This window comes from Duganella sp. AC237, assembly GCF_979254035.1.
Genome location: NZ_CEEDEW010000003.1, coordinates 2,370,432 through 2,394,489 on the forward strand (window position 1 = coordinate 2,370,432; position 24,058 = coordinate 2,394,489).

The 24,058-nt window shown below is 64.2% G+C and carries 22 protein-coding genes; 15 read left to right on the plus strand and 7 right to left on the minus strand.

Annotation, left to right across the window (positions count from 1 at the left end; all coding sequences use genetic code 11):
- Positions 1 to 23: 23 nt before the first annotated feature.
- The gene (locus AC0IYS_RS10910; RefSeq protein WP_471705155.1) at positions 24 to 326 is read right to left on the minus strand and encodes an ArsR/SmtB family transcription factor; all 303 of its coding nucleotides are present in this window, start codon (positions 324 to 326) and stop codon (positions 24 to 26) included.
- An 83-nt stretch (positions 327 to 409) separates the two neighbouring features.
- Positions 410 to 1,765 (minus strand): glucarate dehydratase, encoded by a 1,356-nt coding sequence (gene gudD / locus AC0IYS_RS10915; protein ID WP_471705156.1) that lies wholly within the window; start codon positions 1,763 to 1,765, stop codon positions 410 to 412.
- A 151-nt stretch (positions 1,766 to 1,916) separates the two neighbouring features.
- On the opposite strand from gudD, the gene AC0IYS_RS10920 reads away from it, so the two are divergent.
- Positions 1,917 to 3,092, plus strand: coding sequence for a LacI family DNA-binding transcriptional regulator (locus tag AC0IYS_RS10920; protein WP_471705157.1), 1,176 nt, complete (start codon positions 1,917 to 1,919; stop codon positions 3,090 to 3,092).
- A 122-nt stretch (positions 3,093 to 3,214) separates the two neighbouring features.
- On the opposite strand, the gene AC0IYS_RS10925 is transcribed toward AC0IYS_RS10920, so the two are convergent.
- Positions 3,215 to 3,892: a fused MFS/spermidine synthase gene (locus tag AC0IYS_RS10925; RefSeq protein ID WP_471705158.1), complete on the minus strand. Its 678-nt coding sequence runs from the start codon at positions 3,890 to 3,892 to the stop codon at positions 3,215 to 3,217.
- Positions 3,893 to 4,153: 261 nt separating this feature from the next.
- Here AC0IYS_RS10925 and AC0IYS_RS10930 point away from each other — a divergent pair, with 261 nt between their 5' ends.
- From AC0IYS_RS10930 to fdhD, 9 genes are all read left to right on the plus strand, one after another.
- The gene (locus AC0IYS_RS10930; protein ID WP_471705159.1) at positions 4,154 to 4,429 is read left to right on the plus strand and encodes a hypothetical protein; all 276 of its coding nucleotides are present in this window, start codon (positions 4,154 to 4,156) and stop codon (positions 4,427 to 4,429) included.
- 13 nt (positions 4,430 to 4,442) lie between these two features.
- Positions 4,443 to 5,627 carry a GGDEF domain-containing protein gene (locus tag AC0IYS_RS10935; protein WP_471705160.1) on the plus strand — a complete coding sequence of 395 codons (1,185 nt, stop codon included), beginning with the start codon at positions 4,443 to 4,445 and terminating at the stop codon, positions 5,625 to 5,627.
- A 190-nt stretch (positions 5,628 to 5,817) separates the two neighbouring features.
- Positions 5,818 to 7,272, plus strand: a complete 1,455-nt coding sequence (locus AC0IYS_RS10940; RefSeq protein ID WP_471705161.1) for a Ppx/GppA phosphatase family protein — start codon at positions 5,818 to 5,820, stop codon at positions 7,270 to 7,272.
- Between the two features lie 24 nt (positions 7,273 to 7,296).
- The gene (locus tag AC0IYS_RS10945) at positions 7,297 to 8,094 is read left to right on the plus strand and encodes a transporter substrate-binding domain-containing protein (protein ID WP_471705162.1); all 798 of its coding nucleotides are present in this window, start codon (positions 7,297 to 7,299) and stop codon (positions 8,092 to 8,094) included.
- A complete protein-coding gene (locus tag AC0IYS_RS10950; RefSeq protein ID WP_471705163.1) occupies positions 8,081 to 10,786 on the plus strand; it encodes an ATP-binding protein in 2,706 nt (901 codons plus the stop codon). Before AC0IYS_RS10945 ends, AC0IYS_RS10950 begins: the two co-directional genes overlap by 14 nt.
- 9 nt (positions 10,787 to 10,795) lie before the next feature.
- Positions 10,796 to 11,176: a response regulator gene (locus AC0IYS_RS10955; protein ID WP_471705164.1), complete on the plus strand. Its 381-nt coding sequence runs from the start codon at positions 10,796 to 10,798 to the stop codon at positions 11,174 to 11,176.
- 62 nt (positions 11,177 to 11,238) lie between these two features.
- Entirely contained in the window at positions 11,239 to 11,889 is a 651-nt protein-coding gene (locus AC0IYS_RS10960) for a hypothetical protein (RefSeq protein ID WP_471705165.1), read from the plus strand.
- Between the two features lie 107 nt (positions 11,890 to 11,996).
- Positions 11,997 to 12,770, plus strand: coding sequence for a GNAT family N-acetyltransferase (locus AC0IYS_RS10965; protein WP_471705166.1), 774 nt, complete (start codon positions 11,997 to 11,999; stop codon positions 12,768 to 12,770).
- 74 nt (positions 12,771 to 12,844) lie between these two features.
- Positions 12,845 to 13,663 carry a formate dehydrogenase accessory sulfurtransferase FdhD gene (fdhD, locus tag AC0IYS_RS10970; protein WP_471705167.1) on the plus strand — a complete coding sequence of 273 codons (819 nt, stop codon included), beginning with the start codon at positions 12,845 to 12,847 and terminating at the stop codon, positions 13,661 to 13,663.
- Positions 13,664 to 13,668: 5 nt separating this feature from the next.
- Here the strand turns inward: fdhD and AC0IYS_RS10975 are convergent, their stop codons facing one another.
- Positions 13,669 to 15,990 carry an FdhF/YdeP family oxidoreductase gene (locus AC0IYS_RS10975; RefSeq protein ID WP_471705168.1) on the minus strand — a complete coding sequence of 774 codons (2,322 nt, stop codon included), beginning with the start codon at positions 15,988 to 15,990 and terminating at the stop codon, positions 13,669 to 13,671.
- Between the two features lie 84 nt (positions 15,991 to 16,074).
- Here AC0IYS_RS10975 and AC0IYS_RS10980 point away from each other — a divergent pair, with 84 nt between their 5' ends.
- The 4 genes from AC0IYS_RS10980 (at position 16,075) to AC0IYS_RS10995 (ending at position 19,233) form a co-directional block, all read left to right on the plus strand.
- A complete protein-coding gene (locus tag AC0IYS_RS10980; RefSeq protein ID WP_471705169.1) occupies positions 16,075 to 16,332 on the plus strand; it encodes an ArsR family transcriptional regulator in 258 nt (85 codons plus the stop codon).
- 74 nt (positions 16,333 to 16,406) lie between these two features.
- A complete protein-coding gene (locus AC0IYS_RS10985) occupies positions 16,407 to 16,874 on the plus strand; it encodes a nuclear transport factor 2 family protein (RefSeq protein ID WP_471705170.1) in 468 nt (155 codons plus the stop codon).
- A 2-nt stretch (positions 16,875 to 16,876) separates the two neighbouring features.
- Entirely contained in the window at positions 16,877 to 17,431 is a 555-nt protein-coding gene (locus AC0IYS_RS10990; RefSeq protein WP_471705171.1) for a TetR/AcrR family transcriptional regulator, read from the plus strand.
- A gap of 65 nt (positions 17,432 to 17,496) precedes the next feature.
- On the plus strand, positions 17,497 to 19,233 hold the full coding sequence (locus tag AC0IYS_RS10995) for a putative bifunctional diguanylate cyclase/phosphodiesterase (protein ID WP_471705172.1): 1,737 nt from the start codon (positions 17,497 to 17,499) through the stop codon (positions 19,231 to 19,233).
- Here the strand turns inward: AC0IYS_RS10995 and AC0IYS_RS11000 are convergent.
- Both AC0IYS_RS11000 and AC0IYS_RS11005 read right to left on the minus strand, forming a co-directional pair.
- Positions 19,219 to 20,406 (minus strand): DUF1501 domain-containing protein, encoded by a 1,188-nt coding sequence (locus AC0IYS_RS11000; protein ID WP_471705173.1) that lies wholly within the window; start codon positions 20,404 to 20,406, stop codon positions 19,219 to 19,221. The two genes, AC0IYS_RS10995 and AC0IYS_RS11000, sit on opposite strands and share 15 nt — an antisense overlap.
- Before the next feature lie 20 nt (positions 20,407 to 20,426).
- Positions 20,427 to 21,956 (minus strand): DUF1800 domain-containing protein, encoded by a 1,530-nt coding sequence (locus AC0IYS_RS11005; RefSeq protein WP_471705174.1) that lies wholly within the window; start codon positions 21,954 to 21,956, stop codon positions 20,427 to 20,429.
- Between the two features lie 150 nt (positions 21,957 to 22,106).
- Between AC0IYS_RS11005 and AC0IYS_RS11010 the strand changes: the two genes are divergently transcribed.
- On the plus strand, positions 22,107 to 23,450 hold the full coding sequence (locus AC0IYS_RS11010; RefSeq protein ID WP_471705175.1) for a hypothetical protein: 1,344 nt from the start codon (positions 22,107 to 22,109) through the stop codon (positions 23,448 to 23,450).
- A 143-nt stretch (positions 23,451 to 23,593) separates the two neighbouring features.
- On the opposite strand, the gene AC0IYS_RS11015 is transcribed toward AC0IYS_RS11010, so the two are convergent.
- Positions 23,594 to 23,881, minus strand: coding sequence for a hypothetical protein (locus tag AC0IYS_RS11015; RefSeq protein WP_090320664.1), 288 nt, complete (start codon positions 23,879 to 23,881; stop codon positions 23,594 to 23,596).
- Positions 23,882 to 24,058: the final 177 nt, after the last annotated feature.

A 24,058-nucleotide genomic window follows, 5' to 3' on the forward strand; every position in this document is an offset into this window, starting at 1 on the left:
TCGATATGTTGTTGCAAAAAAATTTACAGGTCTTTGCCTATCTGTTGCGCCAGTGAACGGATGGCTTCCTCGTTGCGCTTATAGTACGTCCATTGCCCTACACGCTGGACCTCCACCAAACCTGCCCGCTGCAGTGTCGCCAGATAGTTGGACACCGTCGATTGCGACAATCCAACTCCCTCCTGGATACTGCTGACGCAGACGCCGACCGTATGCACATCCCCCTCGTCCTGCGGAGGAAAGCTATTTTCAGGGTCCTTCAGCCGTTCCAGGATTTCAAGCCGGGTGCGGTTCGAGAGTGCTTTGAATATTTCAAGTAAGTCCATACAACACAGTATATCTAGATTTCTCGATATGTCAACTTGATCTTCAATTAAACCGCATCTTGGCCGCATGGCCGCAGCCGACATCACCGCAGCATGCACGGCATCTTGTTATCGAACTTCCAGCCCGGAATCAGGTACTGCATCGCCACGCCATCGTCGCGCGCGCCCAGGCCCATGCCGAGGTAGAGCCGGTGGGCGGCCTCGACGGCATCCATGTCCAGTTCGACGCCGAGGCCCGGCTTGGCCGGCACCTTGACCATGCCGCCTTCGATCTTCAACGGCTCGCGCGTCAGGTGCTGGCCGTCCTGCCAGATCCAGTGGGTGTCGATGGCGGTGATCTTGCCGGGCGCGGCGGCCGCCACGTGGGTGAACATCGCCAGCGAGACGTCGAAGTGGTTGTTCGAGTGCGAACCCCACGTCAGGCCCCATTCGTGGCACATCTGCGCCACCCGCACCGACCCCTGCATGGTCCAGAAATGCGGATCGGCCAGCGGGATGTCGACCGATTGCAACTGGATCGCGTGGCCCAGCTCGCGCCAGTCGGTGGCGATCATATTGGTGGCGGTCAGCAGGCCGGTGGCGCGGCGGAACTCGGCCATGACTTCGCGGCCGGAGTAGCCGTTCTCGGCGCCGCACGGATCTTCCGCATAGGCGAGCACGTCGTGCTGGTCGCGGCACAGGCGGATCGCGTCTTTCAGCAGCCAGCCGCCGTTGGGGTCGAGCGTGACGCGCGCGTTCGGGAAGCGTTCGGCCAATGCGGTGACCGCTTCGATTTCCTCCTCGCCCCGGAACACGCCGCCTTTTAATTTGAAGTCGTTGAAGCCGTAGCGCTGGTACGCGGCCTCGGCCAGACGGACCACGGCCTCCGGCGTCAGCGCCGCTTCGTTGCGCAGGCGCATCCAATCGTCGGCGGCGTCGGCCGGCGTGCCAGCGTAGGGCAGGTCGGTCGCCTTGCGGTCGCCGATGTAGAACAGGTAGCCGAGCATTTCGACGGCGTCGCGCTGCTGGCCGTCGCCGAGCAGGGCGGCGACCGGAACGTTGAGGAACTGGCCCAGCAAGTCGAGCAGCGCCGCCTCCAGCGCGGTGATGGCGTGGATCGCCACGCGCAGGTCGAAGGTCTGCAAGCCGCGGCCGCCGGCGTCGCGGTCGGCGAAGGCCCGGCGCGCATGGTTCAGCACGGCGTTGTAGTCCCCCAGCGCGCGGCCGACCACCAGCTCGCGCGCATCCTCCAGGGTTTGGCGGATCGCCTCGCCGCCGGGCACCTCGCCGACGCCGGTGCGGCCGGCGCTGTCGGTCAGAATCACCAGGTTGCGGGTGAAGTAGGGGCCGTGCGCGCCGCTCAGGTTGAGCAGCATGCTGTCGCGGCCGGCGACCGGGATGACGCGCATGGCGACCACGCGCGGCGTGTCGTGGACGGAGGGTGTGGGTTGTTGTGACATTGTGATTCCTGGTCTGTGCATGCGAATGATTGCGCTATCATTCGATCATACCGGCCGCCCCTGGAAAATTCAACACAAATTTGGTCATCGGATTGACTTTTAAGCTGGTGGTAATGATTGAAAATGATGCGCTACTGTATAATCCGTTGTTATGGATAACAAAAAAACCGTCAAGCCTGTTGTGAAGAAGGCAAAGCCCGCCACTAAAGGCGCCGCTAAGGCCGCCGGCAAAAACGCCGCCAAAGGCGCTGCGGCCAAGCTCGCGGCCAAAAACGCCGACAAGAACGATCTGCGGGTGCTGCATACGTCCACCGCCGACCTGAGCGTTAGCGGCGCGACCTTGATCGACGTCGCCAAAGTGGCCGGGGTGTCGCCGATCACGGTGTCGCGCGCGCTGAACCAGCCGCATCTGGTACGCCCGAACACGGTGGCCAAGGTACAGGAAGCGGTGCAGCAGACCGGTTATGTCAAGAACATGATGGCGGGCGCGCTGGCGTCGAACCGCAGCAAGCTCATTTCGCTGGTGCTGCCGACCATCGCCACGCCGATCTTCGCCGACATGGTGGAGGCGGCCAGCGACCGGCTGACGCAGGCCGGCTATCAGGTGCTGCTGGGTTTGTCGCGTTACGAGGCCTGGCGGGAAGAGGTGCTGGTCGAGACCATTCTGAGCCGGCGTCCGGACGGCGTCATGCTGACCGGGACCTTGCATACCGATATCACCCGGCGACGCCTGCAACTGGCGCGGATCCCGGTGGTGGAGGCGTGGGACATGTCGCCGTCGCCGATCGACATGGTGGTTGGTTTCTCGCACGAGGGAGTCGGCCACGCGCTGGCGCGGCATCTGGTCGAGCGCGGCTACCGGCGCATTGCCGTGTTGTCGGCCGACGATCCGCGCGCCGAGCGGCGCAACCAGGGTTTGCAGGCAGAGCTCGCCAGAATGGGGATCGCCGTGGCGGCGGTGCAGACGATGCCGCCGCCGACCACGATGCAGGCCGGCCGCGAAGGGTTGACGCGGCTGCTGGCGCTGGCGCCGGATATCGACGCCGTCTACTGCAGTTCGGACACTCTGGCGCACGGCTTGATGATCGAGGCGATGAGCCGCGGTATGAAGGTGCCGGAGCAGCTGGGAGTGATCGGTTTCGGCGATCTGAATTTTGCGGCGCATACGCATCCGCCGTTGTCGACGGTGCAGGTGGACGGGCGCAATATCGGGCTGGTGGCGGCGCAGGCGATCCTCGACCGCATCGATGGCGTCACCGGGGACCAGGACACGGCTTCGCGCGTGTTCGATACCGGGTTTGAGTTGATCCAGCGCGGTAGCACGTAAATTTGCCCGCGCTGAATGCCGACCTCAATACACCTTGGAGACACGTAGGGCGGATTAGCGAAGCGTAATCCGCCATGCATGCGCCGTCGGCGGCCCAACGATGGCGGATTACGGCGTTCCGCCTAATCCGCCCTACGTGCCTCCCACCTCAGTTTAAGCACCGTCCAATGCGCCAGCAGCCGGTTCAGCACCGGCAACGGCATCCCATGGCTGCGCGCCACCTTTTGCTGCATCGCCAGCGCCGGCGACGGCGCGCCGCCCTTGACCGCGAATAAAATCCGGTTGTTCCCCGCAATGCCGCGAAACCAGCAAATCCGCCCCTGGAAAGCATGCCGCAGCCGCCGCAACATCGCGCCATACTGCGGATCGTAACTGAAGATATTCGCCACCATCACGCCGCCGGGCCGCAGCGCGCGCCGGCAATCGGCGTAAAACGCCGCAGTGCCGAGCTCGGGCGGCAGGCCGGTGGCGTCGAAGCCGTCGACCAGCAGCACATCGACCGCGCCGCGCAACTGCCGCATATACAGCGCGGCATCCGCCTCGACCACGCGAAAACGCGCATTGTCGCGCGGGATGGCGAATTGTTCGCGCAGGGCGATGACGTCGGCACGCAACTCGAGCACGGTGATGCGGCTGTGCGGCAGGTAGCGGTAGCAGAACTTGGCCAGCGAGCCGCCGCCCAGCCCGACCATGACGATGTGCTCGGGCCGTGGATGAAACAGCACAAAACACATCATCGCCCGCGCGTAGCTCAGGATCAGCTCGTCGGGGCGCGAGAGCCGCATTTCGCTTTGGATCATGCCCGGCTCAAATTCAAGCGAGCGCTTGTCGCCACGCGTGTGGACCAGGGGACGAAGGGTGGGCGGCGTCAAGATTTGTTGTCTTGTGGATTTATATGGGCGATTTATAGTAGCATGCCGGTCCGGCAACATGGGCCGAAAGCGCGGCGATTGTGTCACCGGTGGTCGCGGTCGCCATGCTTGCATTTACAGACGGAAAAATAATAGGTACATTGACGTTAGCACCGGCCAGCCCCTTGGCTGCCATCTTGGAGAGAGACGATGTTTTTAGATCACCCTACGCTTACCGCCACCAACAGCTTGACCGAACCGGACCGTATCGAGCGCCTGGGCCGGGTTTACGGTTACGTCGCCGCCCTGGCCGACGTGGCCGGCAAGCTGACTTTCATCGAGAAGGTTAGCCAGCTGCACGACCACAAGGGCACCTTGATCGTGTTCTGGCACGACGCCCCGACCGAGGAAGAAAAAGTGTACTTCACCCAGGCATGGGCCAGCAAAATGGGCGACGGCAGCACCAACGTCGAGCACGAGGTCTGACCAGCACCCGGTCATGGATATAAAAACACTGGTACTGGCGCTGGCGCTGGGCAATCTGAGCCTGTGCGCGGCGCTGTTCTTTTTTGAGCAGCAGCAGGGCGGCGGTGCCGGCGTCTCTGGTCAGGTGCGCACCGCCACCTGGTCCCGGGCCAAGCTGTTCCAGGCCGTGGCGTGGACCCTGCTGTACCTGCGCGGCACCTTGCCCGATTTCCTGACGATCCCCTTCGCCAACGCCTTGCTGTTCACCGGCTTCGCGCTGGATGCGGCCGCCCTGTGGGAGCAGGCCGGCCGGCGCGTGTGGCGCCGCTACCTGGTGCCGGTGCTGGTGGCGGCGATCACGATTTTCGTCAGCGCCTGGCTGCTCGACAAGCCGGCGCCCGAGCGCATCGCCATCACCTCGGTCGTGATGGGCTTCTTTTTCGTCGCCGGCGCGGCCGCGCTGGGACGCGGCTGGTCGGCCGGCACCATGCTGCGCCGCTATCTGGTGGTGGTTATGCTGGTGCTGGCGCTGGCCGTGGTGGCGCGCGGGTTGCTGTCGCTGGCGCTGCCCGACGGCTGGAGCTGGGTGAGCCCGGCGCTGATCCAGGGCGTCGGCATCGCCGCCCTGTATTTGATGATGCTGAGCAACGCTTTCGGCTACCTGCTGCTGGCGCACGAGCGGCTCGACGGCGAACTGGCGCGGCTCGAGGTGCTCGACGCGCTGACGGACGTGCCGAACCGGCGCGGCTTCTACCAGGCGCTGACGCCGTGGATGGCGCTGGCGCGCCGTCCGGGCCTGCCGACGGCGCTGATCATCCTCAACCTGGATCATTTCAAGCGCATCAACGACGATTACGGCCACGCCGTGGGCGACATGGTGCTGGTGGCGATGGTCGACGTGTGCAAAAAACAGCTGCGCGACAGCGATTCGATGGGCCGCCTGGGCGGCGGCGAGTTCGCCATCCAGCTGCCGCGCACCACCCAGGACGACGCCATGATGGTGGCCGAGCGTATCCGCAACGCCATCGCGCTGCTGCCGGTGAAGGCCGAAAAAGCCGTTATCAACATGACGGCCAGCCTGGGCGTGACCACCATCCGCGCCGACGACAGCGCCGTGAGCCTGTTCAAACGCGCCGACGAGGCGCTGCGCGAGGCCAAGGCGTCCGGCCGCAACCGGGTGGCCGAGGCGCAGGCGCCCGCCAGCGCCCTCGAAGCGTAGGCCTGGCGAGACATCTTTCGCGTGTTTGAGGGCCGGTTTGACGAAGCGGCGGGCGCGGGCGTCATCACGCTGTCATAATGGGCGCATATCGTGATGATTTTCGTAACCGTGTAAATCGTTTAGTTTGATTCCGGTTTTGTCCGAACCAACGCAAGCCTTCGTAGCCGTTTGCACAGAGAGGCTTTCATTTATGTACGCAGCAGTAGATTTGGGTTCCAACAGTTTCCGCCTCCACGTCGGCAAGCACGACGGCGATGCGATCCGCGTGCTGAAAAGCGTGCGCGAACCGATACGCCTGGCCGCGGGGCTGGACGACAAGGGCAACCTGACGCCGGCGGCGATGCAGACCGCGCTCGCTTGCCTGAAGAATTTCCGCGCGGTGCTGGACGGCTACAAGCTCGACGGCGTGCGCGTGGTCGCCACCTCGGCGATGCGGGTGGCGCGCAACGCCGCCGCCTTCCTGCCGCAGGCCGAACTGGCCATCGGCCATCCGATCGAGATCATCTCCGGCGAGGAGGAGGGGCGCCTGATCTACATGGGGGTGGCCAACGCGCTGGCCACCCCCGGCGAGCGGCGGCTGGTGATCGATATCGGCGGCGGCTCGACCGAGTTGATACTGGGGCGCGGCCAGGAGATCGAAAAGGTCGAGTCGTTCAGCGTCGGCACGGTCAAGCAAAGCCTGTCGTTCTTCGTCGGCGGCCGGGTCGACGCGCCGTCGTTCGAGGCGGCCATTCTGTCGGCGCGCAGCCATTTCGAGGACGCCGCGCCGCCTTACCGGCCGCAGTTCTGGAAGCAGTGCTACGGTTCCTCGGGCACCGCGCGCACCATCGCCGACATCATCGTCAAGAACGGCATCGGGCGCGAAGTCAACGCCACCACCCTGGGCGCGCTGAAACAGCGCTTCATCGAATTCGGCCATGTCAGCAAGATCGAGATGGCCGGCCTGCGTCCGGACCGCGCCAGCACCATCATCGGCGGCCTGGCGATTTTGATCGGTTTGGTGCGCGAACTCGATATCCCCGTGGTGCAGCCGATCGAGGCCGGCCTGCGCATGGGCGTGATGTGGGATTTGCACCTGCGCTCGACCAAGCGCGATCGCCGCGAGCAATCGGTGCTGGCCTGCGTGCAGAAGTTCCACGTCGACGAGCGCCGCGCCAACCGCGTGGCCGACGACGCGCTGGCGCTGTACCTGCAGACCAAGCCGGCCACCGAGGAGTACACGCGCCATCTTTACTGGAGCGCGCTGCTGCACGAGGTGGGCCTGGTGGTGTCGCAGACCGGATACCACAAGCACGCCGCCTACATGATCGAAAATGCCGACCTGCCGGGCTTTACCACCCGTGAGCAAAAGGTCATGAGCCGCCTGATCCTGGCCCACAAGGGCAATCTGCGCAAGGTGGTCGAGGTGCTGGCCGAGCCGGACTTCGCCAAGGCGGTGGTGGCGCTGCGGCTGGCGGTGCTGTTCATGCACTCGCGGATCGATATCGATTTCAGCCTGCTCAAGCTGCGCGTGAAGAACCGCATCGAGCTGGAGATCCGCCGCGAGTGGGTGGCCGAGCATCCCACGCTGTCGTACTGGCTGGAGAAGGAACAGGAGAACTGGGACGAAATGGGCGTGGATTTCACCATTCGCACCAGCGGCTGAAGAAGACCAGGAAGGGAGAAGACGATGACCCGGCAACGCCATTGTGGAAGCTTTGGGCGCATCTGCGCCGCCTTGCTGGTGCTGGCGTTGCCGGTGGCATCGCACGCGGCCGACAAGCCAAAGGAGGTCGTCTCCCTGTGTTTCGAAGCGCAGGATGTGCTGCCCTGGCGTACCGAGAAGGGCGGCGGCCTCAATTTCGAGCTGCTCAAGATGGTCGAGCAGCGGCTCGACATCCAGTTCAATTACCTGAGCATCCCATGGAAGCGCTGCCTGGCGCAATTGAAGGCCAACGCCGTCGACGGCGCCTTCGCCGTCAGCTACAAGCCTGACCGCCGCGAGCTGGGGGAGTACCCGGGCGGTGAGAAAATCGACGTCGGCAAGCGCATGCACGTGGACCGCTACGTGGTGCTGCGCAAAAAAGGCAGCAAGGTCGAATGGGACGGCAAGAGCTTCCGCAACCTGGATGGGCCGGTTGGCTTCCAGCTGGGGTATTCGGTCGGCGACGTGCTGCGCGCGCAGAACCTGGAAGTGGACGAGGGCAGCCAGCGCGCCGTCGAACTGGCCCGCAAGCTGATCGCCGGCCGGGTCGCGGCGGCGGCCGTCGGCGGCAGCGACGCCGGTGGCCTGATGCGCGGCCCCCTCGCGCCGGAACTGGAGCAGTTGCCGATTCCGATTATCGAAAAGCCGTATTTCCTGATCTTGTCGCACGCGATGGTGGCCGCGCGGCCGGAGCTGGCCGAGCGGATCTGGCGCGCCATCGAGCAGTCGCGCAACAGCGCGGCCTACAAAAAGCTGGAACGGGCGGAAAGTGCCAGTCATTGACACCAGGCGGCCCGCCGCCGCCAGCGACGCCGCCGCCGATGCGGTGCTGATGCGCGGGCGCGGCCCGCTTGCGCGGCTGCGCGGCGCGTGGCGCCGCAATATCTTCCTGCGGCTGGGGTGCGGCATCTTCTTCGCGCTGGCCGTCTCCACCGCCATCTACACCACTTATGTGATGCAAACGCTGCGCACCGAGGCCGAGCAAAACCTGCGCGAGAGGGCGGAGCGCTGGACGGCGGTGCTGTCGCGGGCGCTGGCGCGGCCGCTGTTCGACATCAACAGCGCGGCCGTCTCCAGTGTCGTCGACGCCTCCGGCGCCACGCCGGAAGTGCTGGTGCTGCGGGTGCTGTCGCCCAACGGCGCGGAGATCGCCAGCTATGTGTCGCCGCTGCGCGAGCCGGTGGCGGCAATCCACCTGCGGCGCGAGATCACCTTCAACGATGCGCGCCGCAGCTATGCGCTGGGGCATATCGAGCTGGCCTTCTCGCGCCAGAAAATGGACGAGGACCTGCGGCGCCGCATTGTCGATACGGTGGCCGCCAACCTGCTGCTGGCGCTGGGCATCGGGCTGTCGATCTTCCTGGTCGCGCGGCGCGCCGCGCGGCCGTTCTCCGACATCCAGGCCAGCCTCGAGAAGCTCACCCACGGCGAGACCGACATCAAGTTGTCCGGCATCGGCCGCGAGGACCAGGTGGGGCGCATGTCCGAAGCGGTGCTGCGTTTCCGCGACACGCTCACGCGCCTGCGCGACGCCGAGCGCGAGCTGCGCGACCTGAACGCCGATCTGGAAATGCGCATCAGCGACCGTACCCGCGAACTGACCGAGTCGATGCTGATCGCCGAAGAGAGCGAGGCGAAACTGCAAACCATCGTCGACACGGCGCTCGACGCGGTGGTGCGCATGAATCCCGAAGGCCAGATCGTCGGCTGGAACACCCAGGCCGAACGCATCTTCGGCTGGAGCCGCGACCAGGCGCTGGGCCGTGAACTGGACCAGACCATCATTCCGCCGCGCTTCCGCTACGACCATCATCGCGGCATGCGGCGGCATTTGTCGGGCGGCGGTGGCGGCGTGCTCGATACCCGCATCGAGGTGTTCGCGTTGCGCCGCAACGGCGAGGAGTTCCCGATCGAGCTGTCGATAACCAAGGTCAGCACGGACACGCAGGGCGGCTACGAGTTTTGCGCCTTTATCCGCGACATCAGCATACGCCGCGCGCGCGAGCAAAAACTGGTCGCCGCCAACGTCATGGCGGAAGCGGCCAACGTCGCCAAGTCCGAATTCCTGGCCAATATGAGCCACGAGATCCGTACGCCGATGAGCGCCGTGCTGGGGATGGCCTATCTGGCGCTGCGCACGGAGATGACGCCCAGGCAGCACGACTACATTAGCAAAATTCATGGGGCGGCGTTGTCGCTGCTGGGGATCATCAACGACATCCTCGATTTTTCCAAGATCGAGGCCGGGCGGCTGGAGCTGGAGTCGATTCCCTTTTTGCTGGACGACGTGCTGGCCCACGTCTCCAGCGTGACGGCGCAGCGCGCCCTCGACAAGCAGCTGGACTACGTGATCGATGTCGCACCGGACGTGCCGCGCTATCTGGTGGGCGACCCGCTGCGGCTTGGTCAAGTGCTGATCAACCTGGCCAACAACGCGGTCAAGTTCACGCCCGCCGGGTCGCTGGAACTGCGCTGTGCGCTGGCCGGCGGCGCCGCCGCAGCAGCATCAGCCGATGGCAAGGCCAGGTTGTGTTTTTCGGTGCGCGATACCGGCATCGGCATGACCCCGCAACAGCAGGGGAAGCTGTTCCGCGCCTTTATCCAGGCCGACGGGTCGACCACGCGCCAGTATGGCGGCACCGGCCTGGGATTGTCGATTTCGCAGCAGCTGGTGCGACTGATGGGCGGTAATATCGACGTCGAGAGCCAGGTCGATCACGGCTCCACCTTCCGCTTCGAGGTGGAACTTGCGGTGTCCGACGCGGCGGCGCTGGCGGTGCGCGCCGCAGTCTATGAAGGACCGCTGGCGGAGCTGAAGCTCGACGCATCGCCGCGCCGCACCGCGCGCGTGCTGCTGGCCGAGGACAGCGCCGACAACCAGGATGTCACCAGGGAGCTGCTGGCGTTGCAGGGACTGGACGTCGAAGTCGTCGGCAACGGCCAGCTGGCGGTGGAGCGGTTGCTGGCCGCCGGGCCGCATGCCTACGACCTGGTGCTGATGGACCTGGGCATGCCGCTGCTGGACGGCTACGAGGCCACCCAACTGCTGCGCAAGGACGGCCGCTTCAACGAGTTGCCGGTGATCGCCGTGACGTCGCACGCACTGGCCGACGTGCGCGCGCGGTGCCTGGCCAATGGCATGCAGGACTATGTCACCAAACCTATCGATCCGCAGCGGCTTTACCGCGTGCTTTCGCGCTGGCTGGGCATGTCGATGAAGGTGGTGCCGCCGCTGCCGCCGCGCGCCGAGGTTCAAATCGCCAGCGAGGAGGATGCGCGCCGGGCGATCGCCGAACTGCGCGCGCTGCTGGCGGAATTCAGCGGCGAGAGCCTGGACTATTTCGAGGGCGTGCGCGCAAGCCTGTCGACGATCTTGTCGCCGCAGACCATGGGACGCCTCAAGCATCACATGGAGCAGTATGAGTTTGAAGCGGCGGGCAAGTTGCTGGCCGCCGTGGCGGATGAAGACGAATGAGGAGGTGCCATGAATACGAAAGCCGATGAACGCGCAACGGTGTTGATCGTTGACGATACGCCGGACAACCTGACCTTGATTGCCGGTTTGTTAAAAGACCGCTACAACACCAAGGTGGCGACCAGCGGCGCGACCGCGCTGCAGATCGTCGCCTCGGCCAAGGTGGATTTGATCCTGCTCGATATTATGATGCCCGACATGGACGGCTTCGAAACGTGCCGCCGCCTGAAGGCCGATCCCGCCAGCAGCGCCATTCCGGTGCTGTTCCTGACCGCGAAAGGGCAGGCCGAGGACGAGGTGATGGGCCACAAAGCGGGCGGCGTGGATTTCCTGCGCAAGCCGGTCAGCCCCCAGCTGCTGTTCGCCCGGGTCGCGGCACATTTGCGATAACGCAAGCAAAATTTACGTAAATGATATATATTGTTTATATTGTTGATTAATTTGGAGTAAGTATGAACAAGCCTGTTAATGGTCTGGCCAACGGAAAAGCGCCAGTTACCAAAGCCGCCGCCAAGCCAACCGTCGCGAAAATCGCCGTCGCCCCGGCAGCCAAACCCGCAGCTGCGAAGCCAGCCGCCAAACCTACCGCCGCAAAACCCGCAGCAGCGAAACCAACCGTCAAACCGGCCGCTAAACCGGCAGTCAAGGCCGCCGCTAAACCAGCCGCAAAGCCTGCCGCCAAGCCGGCACCGAAGGCCGCCGCCAAACCAGCAGCCGTCAAACCAGCCGCTAAAGCAGCCGCCAAGCCAGCCCCCAAAACCGCCGCCCCGAAGGCCGCCGCGCCAAAAGCTGCGCCGAAAGCCGCCGCAAAAGCGCCTGTGGAAACTTCCAAAACGGCAGCCGCGAAGCCGGCCGCGACGGACGCCGCCAAGCAAAAGCTGCCGAAGGAAAAGCTGGTGCGCGACAGCTTCACGATGCCTGAACAGGAATACGCGGTGCTAAGCCAGGTCAAGAAAGCCTGCCTGAAAGCCGGTTTCGAGATCAAAAAGAGCGAATTGTTGCGCATCGGCGTCGCACTGATCAGCCAGATCGACATGGCGACGTTGCAAAAAGTACTGGGCAGCCTGCCGACGCTCAAAACCGGCCGCCCGAAAAAAGGCTGATTTAAAAACAACACTTGTGCGCATGTCACGGAACTGACATTAAGTTGTCATTTCCTTGAAGTATTCGACCGGTACGCTTGCTTCGTCTTCCACAGAAAGGATGAAGCATGCAAACCTCGATCATACAAGCGGACGTCCGAGCGATTTCCGGCAAGCTGGTGCTCAGTATGGCAAGCACGCCCGAAGAACTGCGTGAAGTGCAGCGCCTGCGCTACAAGGTCTTTATCGAAACGATGGGACTGAGTTCGCTGGTGCGCGAGGATGGTCTCGACAGCGACGAATTCGACGAGCATTGCGATCATCTGATCGTGCGCGACACGAACACGCTCAAGGTGGTGGGCACCTACCGCCTGCTGAGCGCATCGCGCGCCCGCAAAATCGGCCGTGTCTATTCCGAAGGCGAGTTCGATCTGGGCCGCCTGAACAACCTGCGCAACCGCATGGTCGAAGCGGGCCGCGCCTGCATCCATCCCGACTATCGTGGCGGCAGCGTCATCATGCTGCTGTGGTCCGGCCTGGCCGAATATATGCGCCGCGAGAATTGCGACTATCTGGCCGGTTGCGCCAGTATCAGCCTGGCCGATGGCGGTCACAATGCCGTCGCCGTGTTCCAGTCGCTGATCGGCCAGCACATGGCGCCTTCCGAATACCGCGTCACCCCGCATCTGCCGTTCCCGTTCTCGAAGCTGGAAGCGGCGCAAAAACCGCAAATACCGCCGCTGCTCAAGGGCTACCTGCGTTCGGGCGCGTGGATTTGCGGCGAACCGGCATGGGATCCTGATTTCGAAAGCGCCGATTTGTTCCTGCTGCTGCCGCTGGCGAATCTGGATGGCCGCTATGCGCGCCACTACGGCATGGCCAACGAGCCGTTGGCGGCGTAACGTACGCATAACGCCGGCCAGCCTGCGGTATCGTCCCGCCCCGTGTAAAATGGTTTATTTGCGGGGCGGCGGCGATGATATTGGACGATGAAGTAGAACGGGCGGGCTTTCAGCTGCGCCAAGCGGTGCGCCATCGCGGCACCGTACCGCAGGACCCTTCCAGCACCACCGACCGCGTCGCCGAAGAACTGCCGGTGGCGCTGGTGATCAATGGCATATCGCATGCCGTCATGATGGTCACGCCGCGCGAGTTGCAGTCTTTCGCCGTGGGCTTCGCGCTCACCGAGGGCCTGGTGACCCAGGCCTCCCACGTCTACGACATCGAACTGCGCGAACATGCCCGCAGCTTCGAGGTGGAAATCACCATCGCACAGGAAGACTTCGTGCAGCTCAAGCAGCAGCGCCGCTCGATGGCGGGCCGCAGCGGTTGCGGCGTGTGCGGCATCGAGAGCCTGGAGCTGCTCGATCTGAAGCCTGGCCGCATCACGGCGCCGGCACTGCATGACGACGGCTCGCTGCCGCCGGCGATCGCGCGCGCGGCGGCGGAGCTGGGGGCGCATCAGCAGTTGATGAAGGCGACCGGTGGCGTGCATGCCGCCGCGTGGTGCGACGCCGATGGCGCCGTGCTGAAGGTGTGCGAGGACGTGGGACGCCACAACGCGCTGGATAAATTGATCGGCCATCTGGCGCTGGACGGCGTCGATATGCGCGGAGGTTTTGTCTTCATGTCGAGCCGCGCCAGCTATGAACTGGTGCGCAAGGCGGCGCGCATGAATATCCCGATGCTGGCGACCATCTCGGCACCGAGCACGCTGGCGATCGATATCGCCAGCGAGGCCGGGGTCAAGCTGGTGAGTTTTTGCCGTCAGGACGGCTGCGTGGAATATACCTGACGCGCTTACTCGGCAGCCGATTGGTCCGCCGACAGCGATAACAACACCGGTATCGATTTCGATGTCGGCGTGCCGGCGCCGTCGGCGGTGCTGTGCAGCGGGATCAAACCGTTTGTCTCCGGGAAGTAGGCGCCCAGGCAGCCGCGCGGGATGTCATATTCCACCAGAGCGAAGCGATCGGCGCGGCGTTCGACGGCGTCGTCCCACACGCTGACCATGTCCACATACTGGCCGTTCTTCATGCCCAGCATCGCCAGGTCTTCCCTGTTGATGAACACCACGCGGCGCAAGCCGAACACGCCGCGATAACGGTCGTCCATGCCATAGATCGTCGTGTTGTACTGGTCGTGCGAGCGCGCTGTCATCAAGACCATCAACCGTTCGCCGTGCAGGGCGCGGGCGCGGTGGATCGGCGTGTCGGTATCGACCGCGTGCACCACGAACTGCGCCTTGCCGCTGGCGGTGCGCCATTCGCGCTCGCGCGAGGCCACCTTCAGATGGAAGCCGCCCGGCTTGGCCACGCGCGCGTTGAAGTCGTAAAAATCGTCGAACACCTTGGCGACGGCGTCGCGGATGCTGGCGTAGTCGCTGCCATAGGCGTTCCAGTCGATCTTGTCGCTGCCCAGGGTGGCGTGCGCCATGCGCGCGACGATCGCCGTCTCCGACAGCAGGTTGTCAGACGCCGGCTGGTTCATGCCGTATGACAGATGGACCATGCTCATCGAATCTTCCACCGTCACGCCTTGCGGCACGCCGTTTTGCATGTCGATCTCGGTGCGGCCCAATGTCGGCAGGATCAGCGCTTCCTTGCCGAGGACCAGATGGCTGCGATTCAGCTTGGTGGCCACGTGCACCGTCAGGTCGCAGGCGCGCAGCGCGTCGAAGGTGAGGGGCGTGTCCGGCGTCGCCATGGCGAAATTGCCGCCCATGCCGAAGAAGACCTTCACTTTACCGTCCAACATGGCCTGGATGCTTTCGACCACGTCGTAGCCATGCTCGCGCGGCGGTTCGAAATCGAACACCTGTTGCATGCGGTCGAGGAAGGCCTTGGTCGGCTTTTCCTCGATGCCCATGGTGCGGTCGCCTTGCACGTTGGAGTGGCCGCGCACCGGGCACAGGCCCGCGCCCTTGCGGCCGATATTCCCGCGCATCATCATCAGATTGGACAGCATCTGGATCGTCGCCACCGCGCCCTTGTGCTGGGTCAGCCCCATGCCCCAGGTGCAGATGACGTTTTTGCCGTTGATGTAAACCTCGCTCAGTTCCTCGATCTGCGCGCGCGGCACGCCCGATTCGGCCACCAGTTCGGCCCAGCTTTGGGCGCGCAGGTCCTGCGCGAACGCGTCGAAGCCGCTGGTGTGTTCGGCGATGAAGGCGCGGTCCAGCAGGCCGGCCTGGCCGGCGGCCATGGCCTCGTCGTCGCGTTCGACCAAGCGCTTGGCCAGCGCCTTGATCAGCGCGAAGTCGCCGCCAAGCGTCGGCTGGACGAACATGGTGCTGATGGTGGTGCTCGAATTGGTCAGCATTTCCAGCGCGTGGGCCGGGCTGGTGAAGCGTTCCAGTCCGCGCTCGCGCAGCGGATTGATGGACACGATGCGCGCGCCGCGCTTGGCGCAGTCGCGCAATTCACCCAGCATGCGCGGGTGGTTGGTGGCCGGATTCTGGCCGAAGATCAGCAGCACGTCGGCGTGCTCGAAATCCTCCAGCGTGACCGTGCCCTTGCCGATGCCGACGGTGCCAGGCAGGCCGCGGCTGGTCGGCTCATGGCACATATTGGAGCAGTCCGGGAAGTTGTTGGTGCCGTACATGCGCACAAACAGCTGGAACAGGAAGGCGGCCTCGTTGCCGGTGCGGCCGGACGTGTAGAACGCGGCCTGGTTCGGATCGGGCAGGGCCTTCAAGTGGCGGGCGATCAGCGCGAAGGCGTCGTCCCAGGCGATCGGCAGGTATTTGTCGCTGGCGCGGTCGTAGACCATTGGATCGGTCAGGCGGCCATGCTGTTCCAGCTCATAGTCGGACTGGCGCAGCAGCTCGGCGACCGTATGCGCGGCAAAAAACGCCGGCTTTACGCGCTTGCTGGTCGCCTCGGCGGCGACGGCCTTGACGCCGTTCTCGCAGAACTCGAAGGTCGACGCGTTTTCGCGGTCGGGCCAGGCGCAGCCGGGGCAGTCGAAGCCGTCAGGCTGGTTTTGCTTCAGCAGCGTTCTGAAGTTGCCGCCGCTGACCTTCTCGCGTACCAGGTTGATGGCCACCTGTTTCAACGCGCCCCAGCCGCCCGCGGCATGGTGGTACGGTTCGATGTGGCCTTCGGGTTTATCTTTTTGCATGTTGCTTTCCGGTAATATAGCTTATTTCCGAGAGTATAGTGCAGAATCACTTTTACGGCAGAAAACAGATAAGGACGGCGGTTAATGGATGATGAAGTGATGGCGGCGCTGATCGGCGTGCTCGAAGCGTTATGGCGCATCGAGGTGGAGCAGCCCGGCAAATCCTGCTCGCTGGCAAAGCTGAGCAAGCAGGCCCAGCGCCCAATGAGCGTGCTGAGACGCCAGCTGCTGATGCTGGTGGAGGCGGGCTGGATCGAGTTACAGCTGGACGAGGGCGGCGTTACCGGCACCGTGCGCTTGAGCGCTAGCGGCCTGCAGCTGTCGAACGAACTGTTCACCTGAAAATATCCCTTGCATCCCGATCCGCATGGCCGTAGACTGTTTGTACCGATTGGTACAACTCACGAAAGCCCATCATGACACGTCCGCCGCTGCCTCCCTTCACCCGCGACACCGCGATCCAGAAAGTCCGCATGGCCGAAGACGGCTGGAACACCCGCAATCCGGAAAAAGTTTCGCAGGCCTATACGGAAGATTGTCGATGGCGCAACCGCGCCGAATTCGTCACCGGCCGCGCCGATATCGTCGGCCTGCTGACGCGCAAGTGGACCCGCGAGCTCGATTACCGCCTGATCAAGGAGCTGTGGGCGTTCGAAGGCAACCGCATCGCCGTCCGCTTCGCCTACGAATACCACGACGATTCCGGCCAGTGGTACCGCGCCTATGGCAACGAGAACTGGGAATTCGCGCCCGACGGCCTGATGCAATTGCGCCTGGCCAGCATCAACGAGGCGCCGATCGCGGCGGCCGACCGCAAATTCCATTGGGATGCCAGCGGCCCGCGTCCGGCCGACCATGCCAGCCTGAGCGAGCTGGGTTTCTAGCCATGGCAAGGGTGATGGGCGAGCGCGGCGATGTGGTGCCGCTGCTGGCCGAAGTGTTCCGCACCTATGGCTACGAGGGCGCCAGCCTGGCGCGCATCAGCGAGGGCACGGGCCTGGGCAAGGGTAGCATCTATAACTTTTTCCCCGGCGGCAAAGAGGAGATGGCCGAGGCGGTGCTGGCCAACATCGACGGCTGGTTCCGCGACCAGGTGTTCCAGCCGCTGCGCGAGCGCGATGACGCGGGACAGGGCGTGGCCGATATGTTCACGGCGGTCGGCCGCTATTTCCTGTCCGGCCGCAAGGTTTGCCTGGTGGGCGTGTTCGCGCTCGGTCATGAACGCGACCGCTTCGCCGTCAAGGTGCAGGCCTATTTTGCCGAATGGATAGATGCGCTGGCATCGGCGCTCGAGCGCGGCGGCCGTACGCCGGAGCTGGCGCGCGAGCTGGCCGAGGACGCGGTCGGCGGCATCCAGGGCGCGCTGGTGCTGGCGCGCGCGGCCGACGAGCCGGAGTTGTTCATGCGTGCGCTGGAGCGGATGCGGGTGCGGCTGGGATAGTGATGGCGGCGACGGCGAACCGAATCGCCGGGAGCCTGTCAAACTTGTTTTGACGGGTGCCCGCCATGAATCCTCCATTGACCGCCGTGCTGGCGCCCGACCTTGCGCCCGATATCCTGCTGCGGCAGATTTATCTGAACGTGCGCGACTTCGCGATTTTCACGGTCGATCCGCGCGGGCTGGTCACCAGCTGGAATATCGGCGCCCAACTGATCTTCGGCTTTACCGCCGAGGAGATCATCGGCAAGAGCATCGACGCCATCTATACCAGCGAGGATCTCGCTCACGGCCAGCCGCAATTCGAGCGGCGCACGGCGGCCGAGTGCGCCCGCGCCACCGATTACCGCTGGCATGTGCGCAAGGACTGCTCGCAGTTCTGGGCCGATGGCATCCTGACGCCGATCCCGAACGCCGCGGACCCCCGCCAGCCCATCGGCTTCCTCAAGATCCTGCGCGACGTGACCGACCGCAAGCTGGCGCAGGACGAGATCCACCGGCTGGCGTCGATCGACGTGCTGACCGGCCTGGCCAACCGCGCCGCCTTCGACGCCCACCGTGCCGAGATGGTGGCGCTGGCCGGGCGCACCGGCCAGTTGCTGCTGTTGCTGATGATCGATCTCGACCAATTCAAGGAAGTCAACGACCTGATGGGCCACCAGGCCGGCGACCAGCTGCTGCAACAGGTGGCGCAGCGCATCCGCGCCATCAGCCGCGAGAGCGATTTCATTGCGCGCATTGGTGGCGACGAGTTCGCCATGCTGCAGCTGCACGCGCCGTCGCCGGCCGCCGGCGGCGCCTTGGCGGAAAAGCTGCTCGCGTCGCTGCGGCAGCCGTTCCTGATCGACGAGCGCGACATCCGCATCAGCGCCAGCATCGGCATCGCGGTCTGTCCGGTCGACGCCACCACGCCGGACCATCTGCTCAAGAAGGCCGACCTGGCCATGTACCACGCCAAGAACGATGGACGCAATTGCTACCATTACTACACGCAGGAACTCGACGAGATCGCGCACCGTAAAAACGCCGATCACAGCGAGCTCAAACGCGTCGTCAGCGGCAAGCTGTTCTGGCTAGCCTACCAGCCCATCGTCGATGCGGTCAGCGGTCGCACGGTGGCGATGGAAGCGCTATTGCGCCTGCCGGGCCAGTTGTCGCAACACTCGGTCGATTATGTGATCGGACTGGCGCAGGAGATCGGCCTGCTGCCGGACCTGGGCGCGTGGGTGCTGCGCCAGGCCTGCGCCCAGCTGCGGCAATGGCGCGATGCGGGATTTTCGCAGTTGCGCGTGTGCGTCAACACCTGCGCGGAGGAGCTGCGCGACCCGGATTATCAACAGCATCTGGACGTGGTGCTGGCCGAATCCTCGCTGGCGCCGCAGGATCTCGAAATCGAACTGACCGAGCGCGATGCGATCGAACTTGAACGCAGCGGCAGCAATATTATTTTCCGTTTGCGCGAGCGCGGCTTTCCGCTGTCGCTCGACGATTTCGGCACCGGTTATTCGTCGCTGAGTTATCTGCGCATCCTGCCGGTGACAACCATCAAGCTCGATAAGAGCTTTTTGCACGGCGTGCCGGAAAACGCCGACGCCAACGCGGTGGCCAGCACCGTCATCCAGTTGGCGCAGAACCTGCGTTTGCGGGTGATCGCCGAAGGCGTGGAGAGCACGGAGCAGGCCGACTTTCTCTGTCAGCTGGGTTGCGGCGCGTTCCAGGGGCATTTGTATTCGCCGGCGCTGTCGGCGGGCGAGGCCACCGAGTGGCTACGCGCGCAAGCCGGCGACGCTTCAGATCAACCCTAGGTCCTGTCCCTTGGCGCCGAAAATGCGCTCCACCTGTCCCGCGTCGAGGCCATACATGCGCGCGAACAGGCCGCCGAACATGGCGCGGTATTCGTTGAGCACCGGGTAGTCGCGGTTCTGGAACAGCGTGTTCTGCTCCAGCCGTATCTGCTCGCCGCGCACCCGGCCGCCGGCGACGCCGCCACCCAGCACCCAGTAGACGCTGCCGTGTCCATGGTCGGTGCCACGGTTGCCGTTCTCGCGGAAGGTGCGGCCGAATTCGCTGACCACCACCACCACCGTGTCCTTCCAGTCCGGCCCCATTTCCTTCGCGTAGGCGGCCAGGCCGCGTCCCAGCTCCTCGAAGCGGCCGGCCAGGTAGCCGGTGGCGCCGCCCTGGCCGACGTGGGTATCCCAACCGCCGACATCGACAAAGCCGATGTTGTATTTATCCTTCATCAACTTGGCGATGCGGCGCGCCTCCAGTTCGAAACCCTTGGCGGTGATGGCGTTGCGGTTGGCAGCGTCCATCTCGCCGATCATCTCCTTCATCACATCCTCGCGCACCACGAAGCCGTCGCGCACCTGGCGCGCCAGCGCGGTGTCGCCGTACATCGAGGCGATCAGCTTCGCCTGGCGCGCGTCGACCCCCGGCTTGCCGATCGAGCGCAGCGCCATATTGGGCAATTGCGCGCCGCCCTGCATGATCAGCGGCAGCTGGTCGGTGAAGGAGATCGCACTGGCACGGTCGGCGTTCAGGGTCGTCGCCAGCCGGTTCAGGAAGCCGGAGCGGTAGTCGCGCGTGCCGTCCAGCGCCTGGCCCAGTTCTATGCTGTCCTGGGTTTCGAAATGGCTGCGCGAGATATCCTCGGTGCCGGCGAACGGCACGAACGCCACCTGGCCGATGGTGAACAACGGGTAGATGGTCTCGCGCAGGGCCGGGTGCAGGCCCCAGTCGGCATTGATCGGCAGCGCCGCATTGGGGTCGTCGCCCGGTTTCGGCACCGCGATGTTGGGCCGCGCCTTGTAATAGAACTGGCTGGAGATCGGCACCAGCAGGTTCGTGGCGTCATAGCCGCCGCGCATGAACACGAACAGCAGCCGCGTTTTGCTGGCCGGCGCGGCCCACAGCTTGCCGGCCATCGTGGCGATGGGCAGCGCGGCCAGGGAGTGGAGCAGGGTGCGGCGTTTCATCGGGCGTCTCCTCTTCTACATCAACGGTGCATCAACTCCGGCGACGACAGCAGGAAGGTGTTCCATTCCTGCGGCGACGTGGCCTGTTCCAGCACCTGGCGCGTGGGCTGGCCCAGCGTTTTTTGCAGCGTTTGGTAGTACAGCGCGTTGGCCAGTTGCGGGAAGGCGGGGCGCTCGGTCGGCTGCGGACCGTCGGTCTTGAATAGCCCCGCGTTGCCGGAACCGATGGCCTTGGCGATTTCGAAGCGGGTCGTCATCTGGCCCGGACTGGCCCAGCCGGATTCGGTGAGCGGATAGCCGTCCGGCGTCTGGCGTCCGTACAGCGGTTCGGCCATCCGGTTGAGCCACGACAGCATCGGGCCGGTGTTGAGGATCACCTTGTCGTCGTAGGTCAGGCGCACGGCGGAGACCACGTAGTGCACCGGGTCCTTGAATTTGCGGCCCAGCGATTGTGCGAATTCGTCGGACGTGAACATGGTGCGCAGCACCGCCGCGATGTCGCCGTCGCTGGAGGCGAAGGTCGCGGCCATGCGTTCGACCAGCGCCGGCGACGGTTCGTCGGCGACGAAGTACACCGCCAGCTTGCGGCTGATGAAGCGCGCCGTGGCCGGGTTGCGGCTCAGGCGCTCGATCGCCTCGTCGACCTCCGCCAGGCCGCGGCCCTTGACGGTCCGGCCCAGGAATTCCTTGTCGCCGTAATCGTGGCGGTTGGGATTGAATTCGAACAGGCCTTGGCGCACGTATTGCGCCTGCAGCTCCTTCTTCACCTTCGGTTCTGCGCTGCCCAGGTTGACGCCGACGCCGGTGAGGATGCGCGCCAGTTCCTGCACGTCGCGCTGGCTGTAGCCGCCGTCCACGCCCAGGGTGTGCAACTCCATCAACTCGCGCGCGTAGTTCTCGTTGATGCGGTTGGCGGCGTTTTGTTCGTTGTCCAGGTAGCGGATCATGGCCGGATGGCGCAAGGTGGCGGCCAGCAGGTCGCGGAACTTGCCCAGCGCGTGAGGGCGCACCGCCTTGTCCTCGTAGTCGCCGACCAGCACGCGCAGGTTGCTTTTCCCTTGGTGGACGCTGAAGTGGTTCATCCAGAACCACGTCATCTGCTCTTGCAGCTGGTTGGGCGAGTACAGGTTGCGCAGCAGCGAGCGCGCCGCCGCTTCCTTGGCGACGCGGTTCAACTCCTGCTGGTAAGCCTGCTGGGCCGACTTCTTGTCGTCGTCGACGGTGATTTTTTCAATATCCTTGCGTTGCTGGTCCAGCTCCTGGATCAGCTGCGGCAGCGGCTTTTGAGTGATCGTCATGGCGTCGATCTGGGCCTGCGCGGCCGGCGGCAGCGCGGCCGGCGACGGATGCAGCTGCCGATCGAGCCAGGTGTCGTAGCCGAGTTTTTCGGCCTGCCGCCAGGTGCTCTGGTTGACGCCCCAACTGACGCGGTTCAAGGCGCCGGCCAGTTGATCCGGCTTGACCGCAGAAGGGGCGGGGGCTTGGAGGGGCGTTGCGCAGCCGCCCAGGATGAGGAGCGCGGCGCAGGCAGCCAGGTATCTGATTCGCATGGGCGGTGTGGGCATGGTGAGCGTCATAAGGCTGTAGAGTACGCCAATCCCGGCGAACTGCTATATTTGCCATGTATCGTGTGCTACAACATGTTACCGTGGCGCGCGGCGCCTCCTCAATCATTAATGAACAAGGCGATAGAGAACCCCATGGCCCGACACCCGCTCCGCCTTCTGTCCCTTTGCGCCGCGCTGGCGGCCAGCCACTCCGCTTTCGCCGCCGTCACGCTGCAGGTCACCTCCTCGGTGCACACCGAATCCGTCAAAGGCGTGACCAACCCGTCGGCCGATACGCGCCAGGTGATGGACGTGACGCTGTCCGACGACTACACCGCCGTGAAGATGCCCAAGGTCGAATTGATTTACGACTTCAAGGCGCGGCGCTACTACGTGCTCGATACCGTCAACAAGGTCTACGTCGATTATTCACTTTACAGCATCGCCGGCTTCCGCGCGATGGAGCTGAAGAACCGCGAGAACATCAACGCCATGCTGGCCAAGGCGAAGATCGATACGCCTCTGAGCCGCCAGGTGGACCGCGAGCAGGAGCTGTCGGTGGCCGACGGCGAGGCGGTCAAGATCGACGAAAGCGCCGGCGACGGCACGCTGGAGTTTTCCAGCGAGGGCCGCAAGCTGGCCGCGTGGAGCAAGGCCGGCGCCAAGGTAAGCGCTTCGGACGCGGCGCGCTTCGCGCAGTTGCTGCGCTATACGCAGGCGGGGCATCCGCAGCTGCTGGCCAGGCTGGCCAGGGATGGCGTCATTCCAGGGCAGTTGACGTTCACCGTCAACACCGGCGTGGGCGTGCGCACCATCAGCATCAGCGTCGCGGAAGTGAAGGGCGCGCGGCCGCCGGCCTACGACTTGAAAGGCTACGCGCCACGCGCGGCGCAGTCGGGCGAACTCGCGGGTGAGCTGGATCGCATGCTCGACCGGATGGCGGCGCTGACGCCGGAGCGGCTGGCGGCCCTGCGTGCGGCCCATCCCTGCGACACGGCGGCCGACTATCGCGACGACCAGCTGCTCGACACGATGCTGGGCCGCACCGAGTGCGTGCTGGCCACGGGCGAGCCGATGCTGCCGTTCACGCCGGCGCAGCTGGAAAAAATGCGCGAAGACCCGGCGGTGGGGCTGATGCTCGCTTCCGTCAGCCCGAAAAGCAAGGAGGAATACGAGGGCGCGGTCAAGACGCTGGTGGAGCTGCGCAAGCAGGCGCCGCGCAAAGCTTACGTCCTCCAGCTGCTGGAGGCGAACAACCGCCTGCGGCTCGGCCAGCGCAAGGAAAGCCTGCAGCTGTTCGGCGAGGTGTTGGAGGCCAACCCGGTGCTGGGCGGCGCGTACAAGGATCTGGGGGATTTGCTGCTGTTGACCGGCGATAGCCCGCGCGCCTGGCGCAGCTGGGACATTGGGCGCGCCATCGCGCCAAAGGTGCCGAATTTCACGGTCGTCAACGACTTCGAGGCGCAGCTGCTCAAGCGGCATCCTGAATTTTTCTGATTGATTGGTGGGGGATGGAGCAGGGTGAAGCCGAGGGGGGATTTAATGCTGCGTTCAGCGGGGTTTGGGCTGACGCGTTGGTGCATTAAGGGGGCGCCGTTACCGCATACCGGCGCCTGGCATGGCAAGATCAGCTGAGCTGCTCAATGCATTGAAGCGGTCGACAGATCTTTCAATTCCCGTATGCTGATCTCTGACTTTTCATGCATACGCAGCAAAATCGTGGCTCCAACTGCCAACTTGCGGTGTCGGATTTTGCTGATGATGGGAGGTTGCACTTCTAAAACTCGGCACAATTCCGCGTCGTTTTTTAAGTTCATTTTTTCGATCAAGGTATCAAGCAACTTGTTCGGGACGAAGCTGGATGGTTCCAGTGCCCGAGCACGATTCATGGCCTCGATCAGTTCCAGCTTTTTTTGCCGTACGTTCATGATTTGCTCCTCCTTTGCTCAAACGTGTCAAAAAAGACGTTTCCCAGCAAGGCTAGCGCCCACATATTCTTGACTCGAATGTGGTGCGCGACTCAACATTCTTGATAACCATGCAAGTTAATTTAAATAATACTACTTTGCGGGGAAAATTGCTGGCTTTAACAAATGAATTATCTT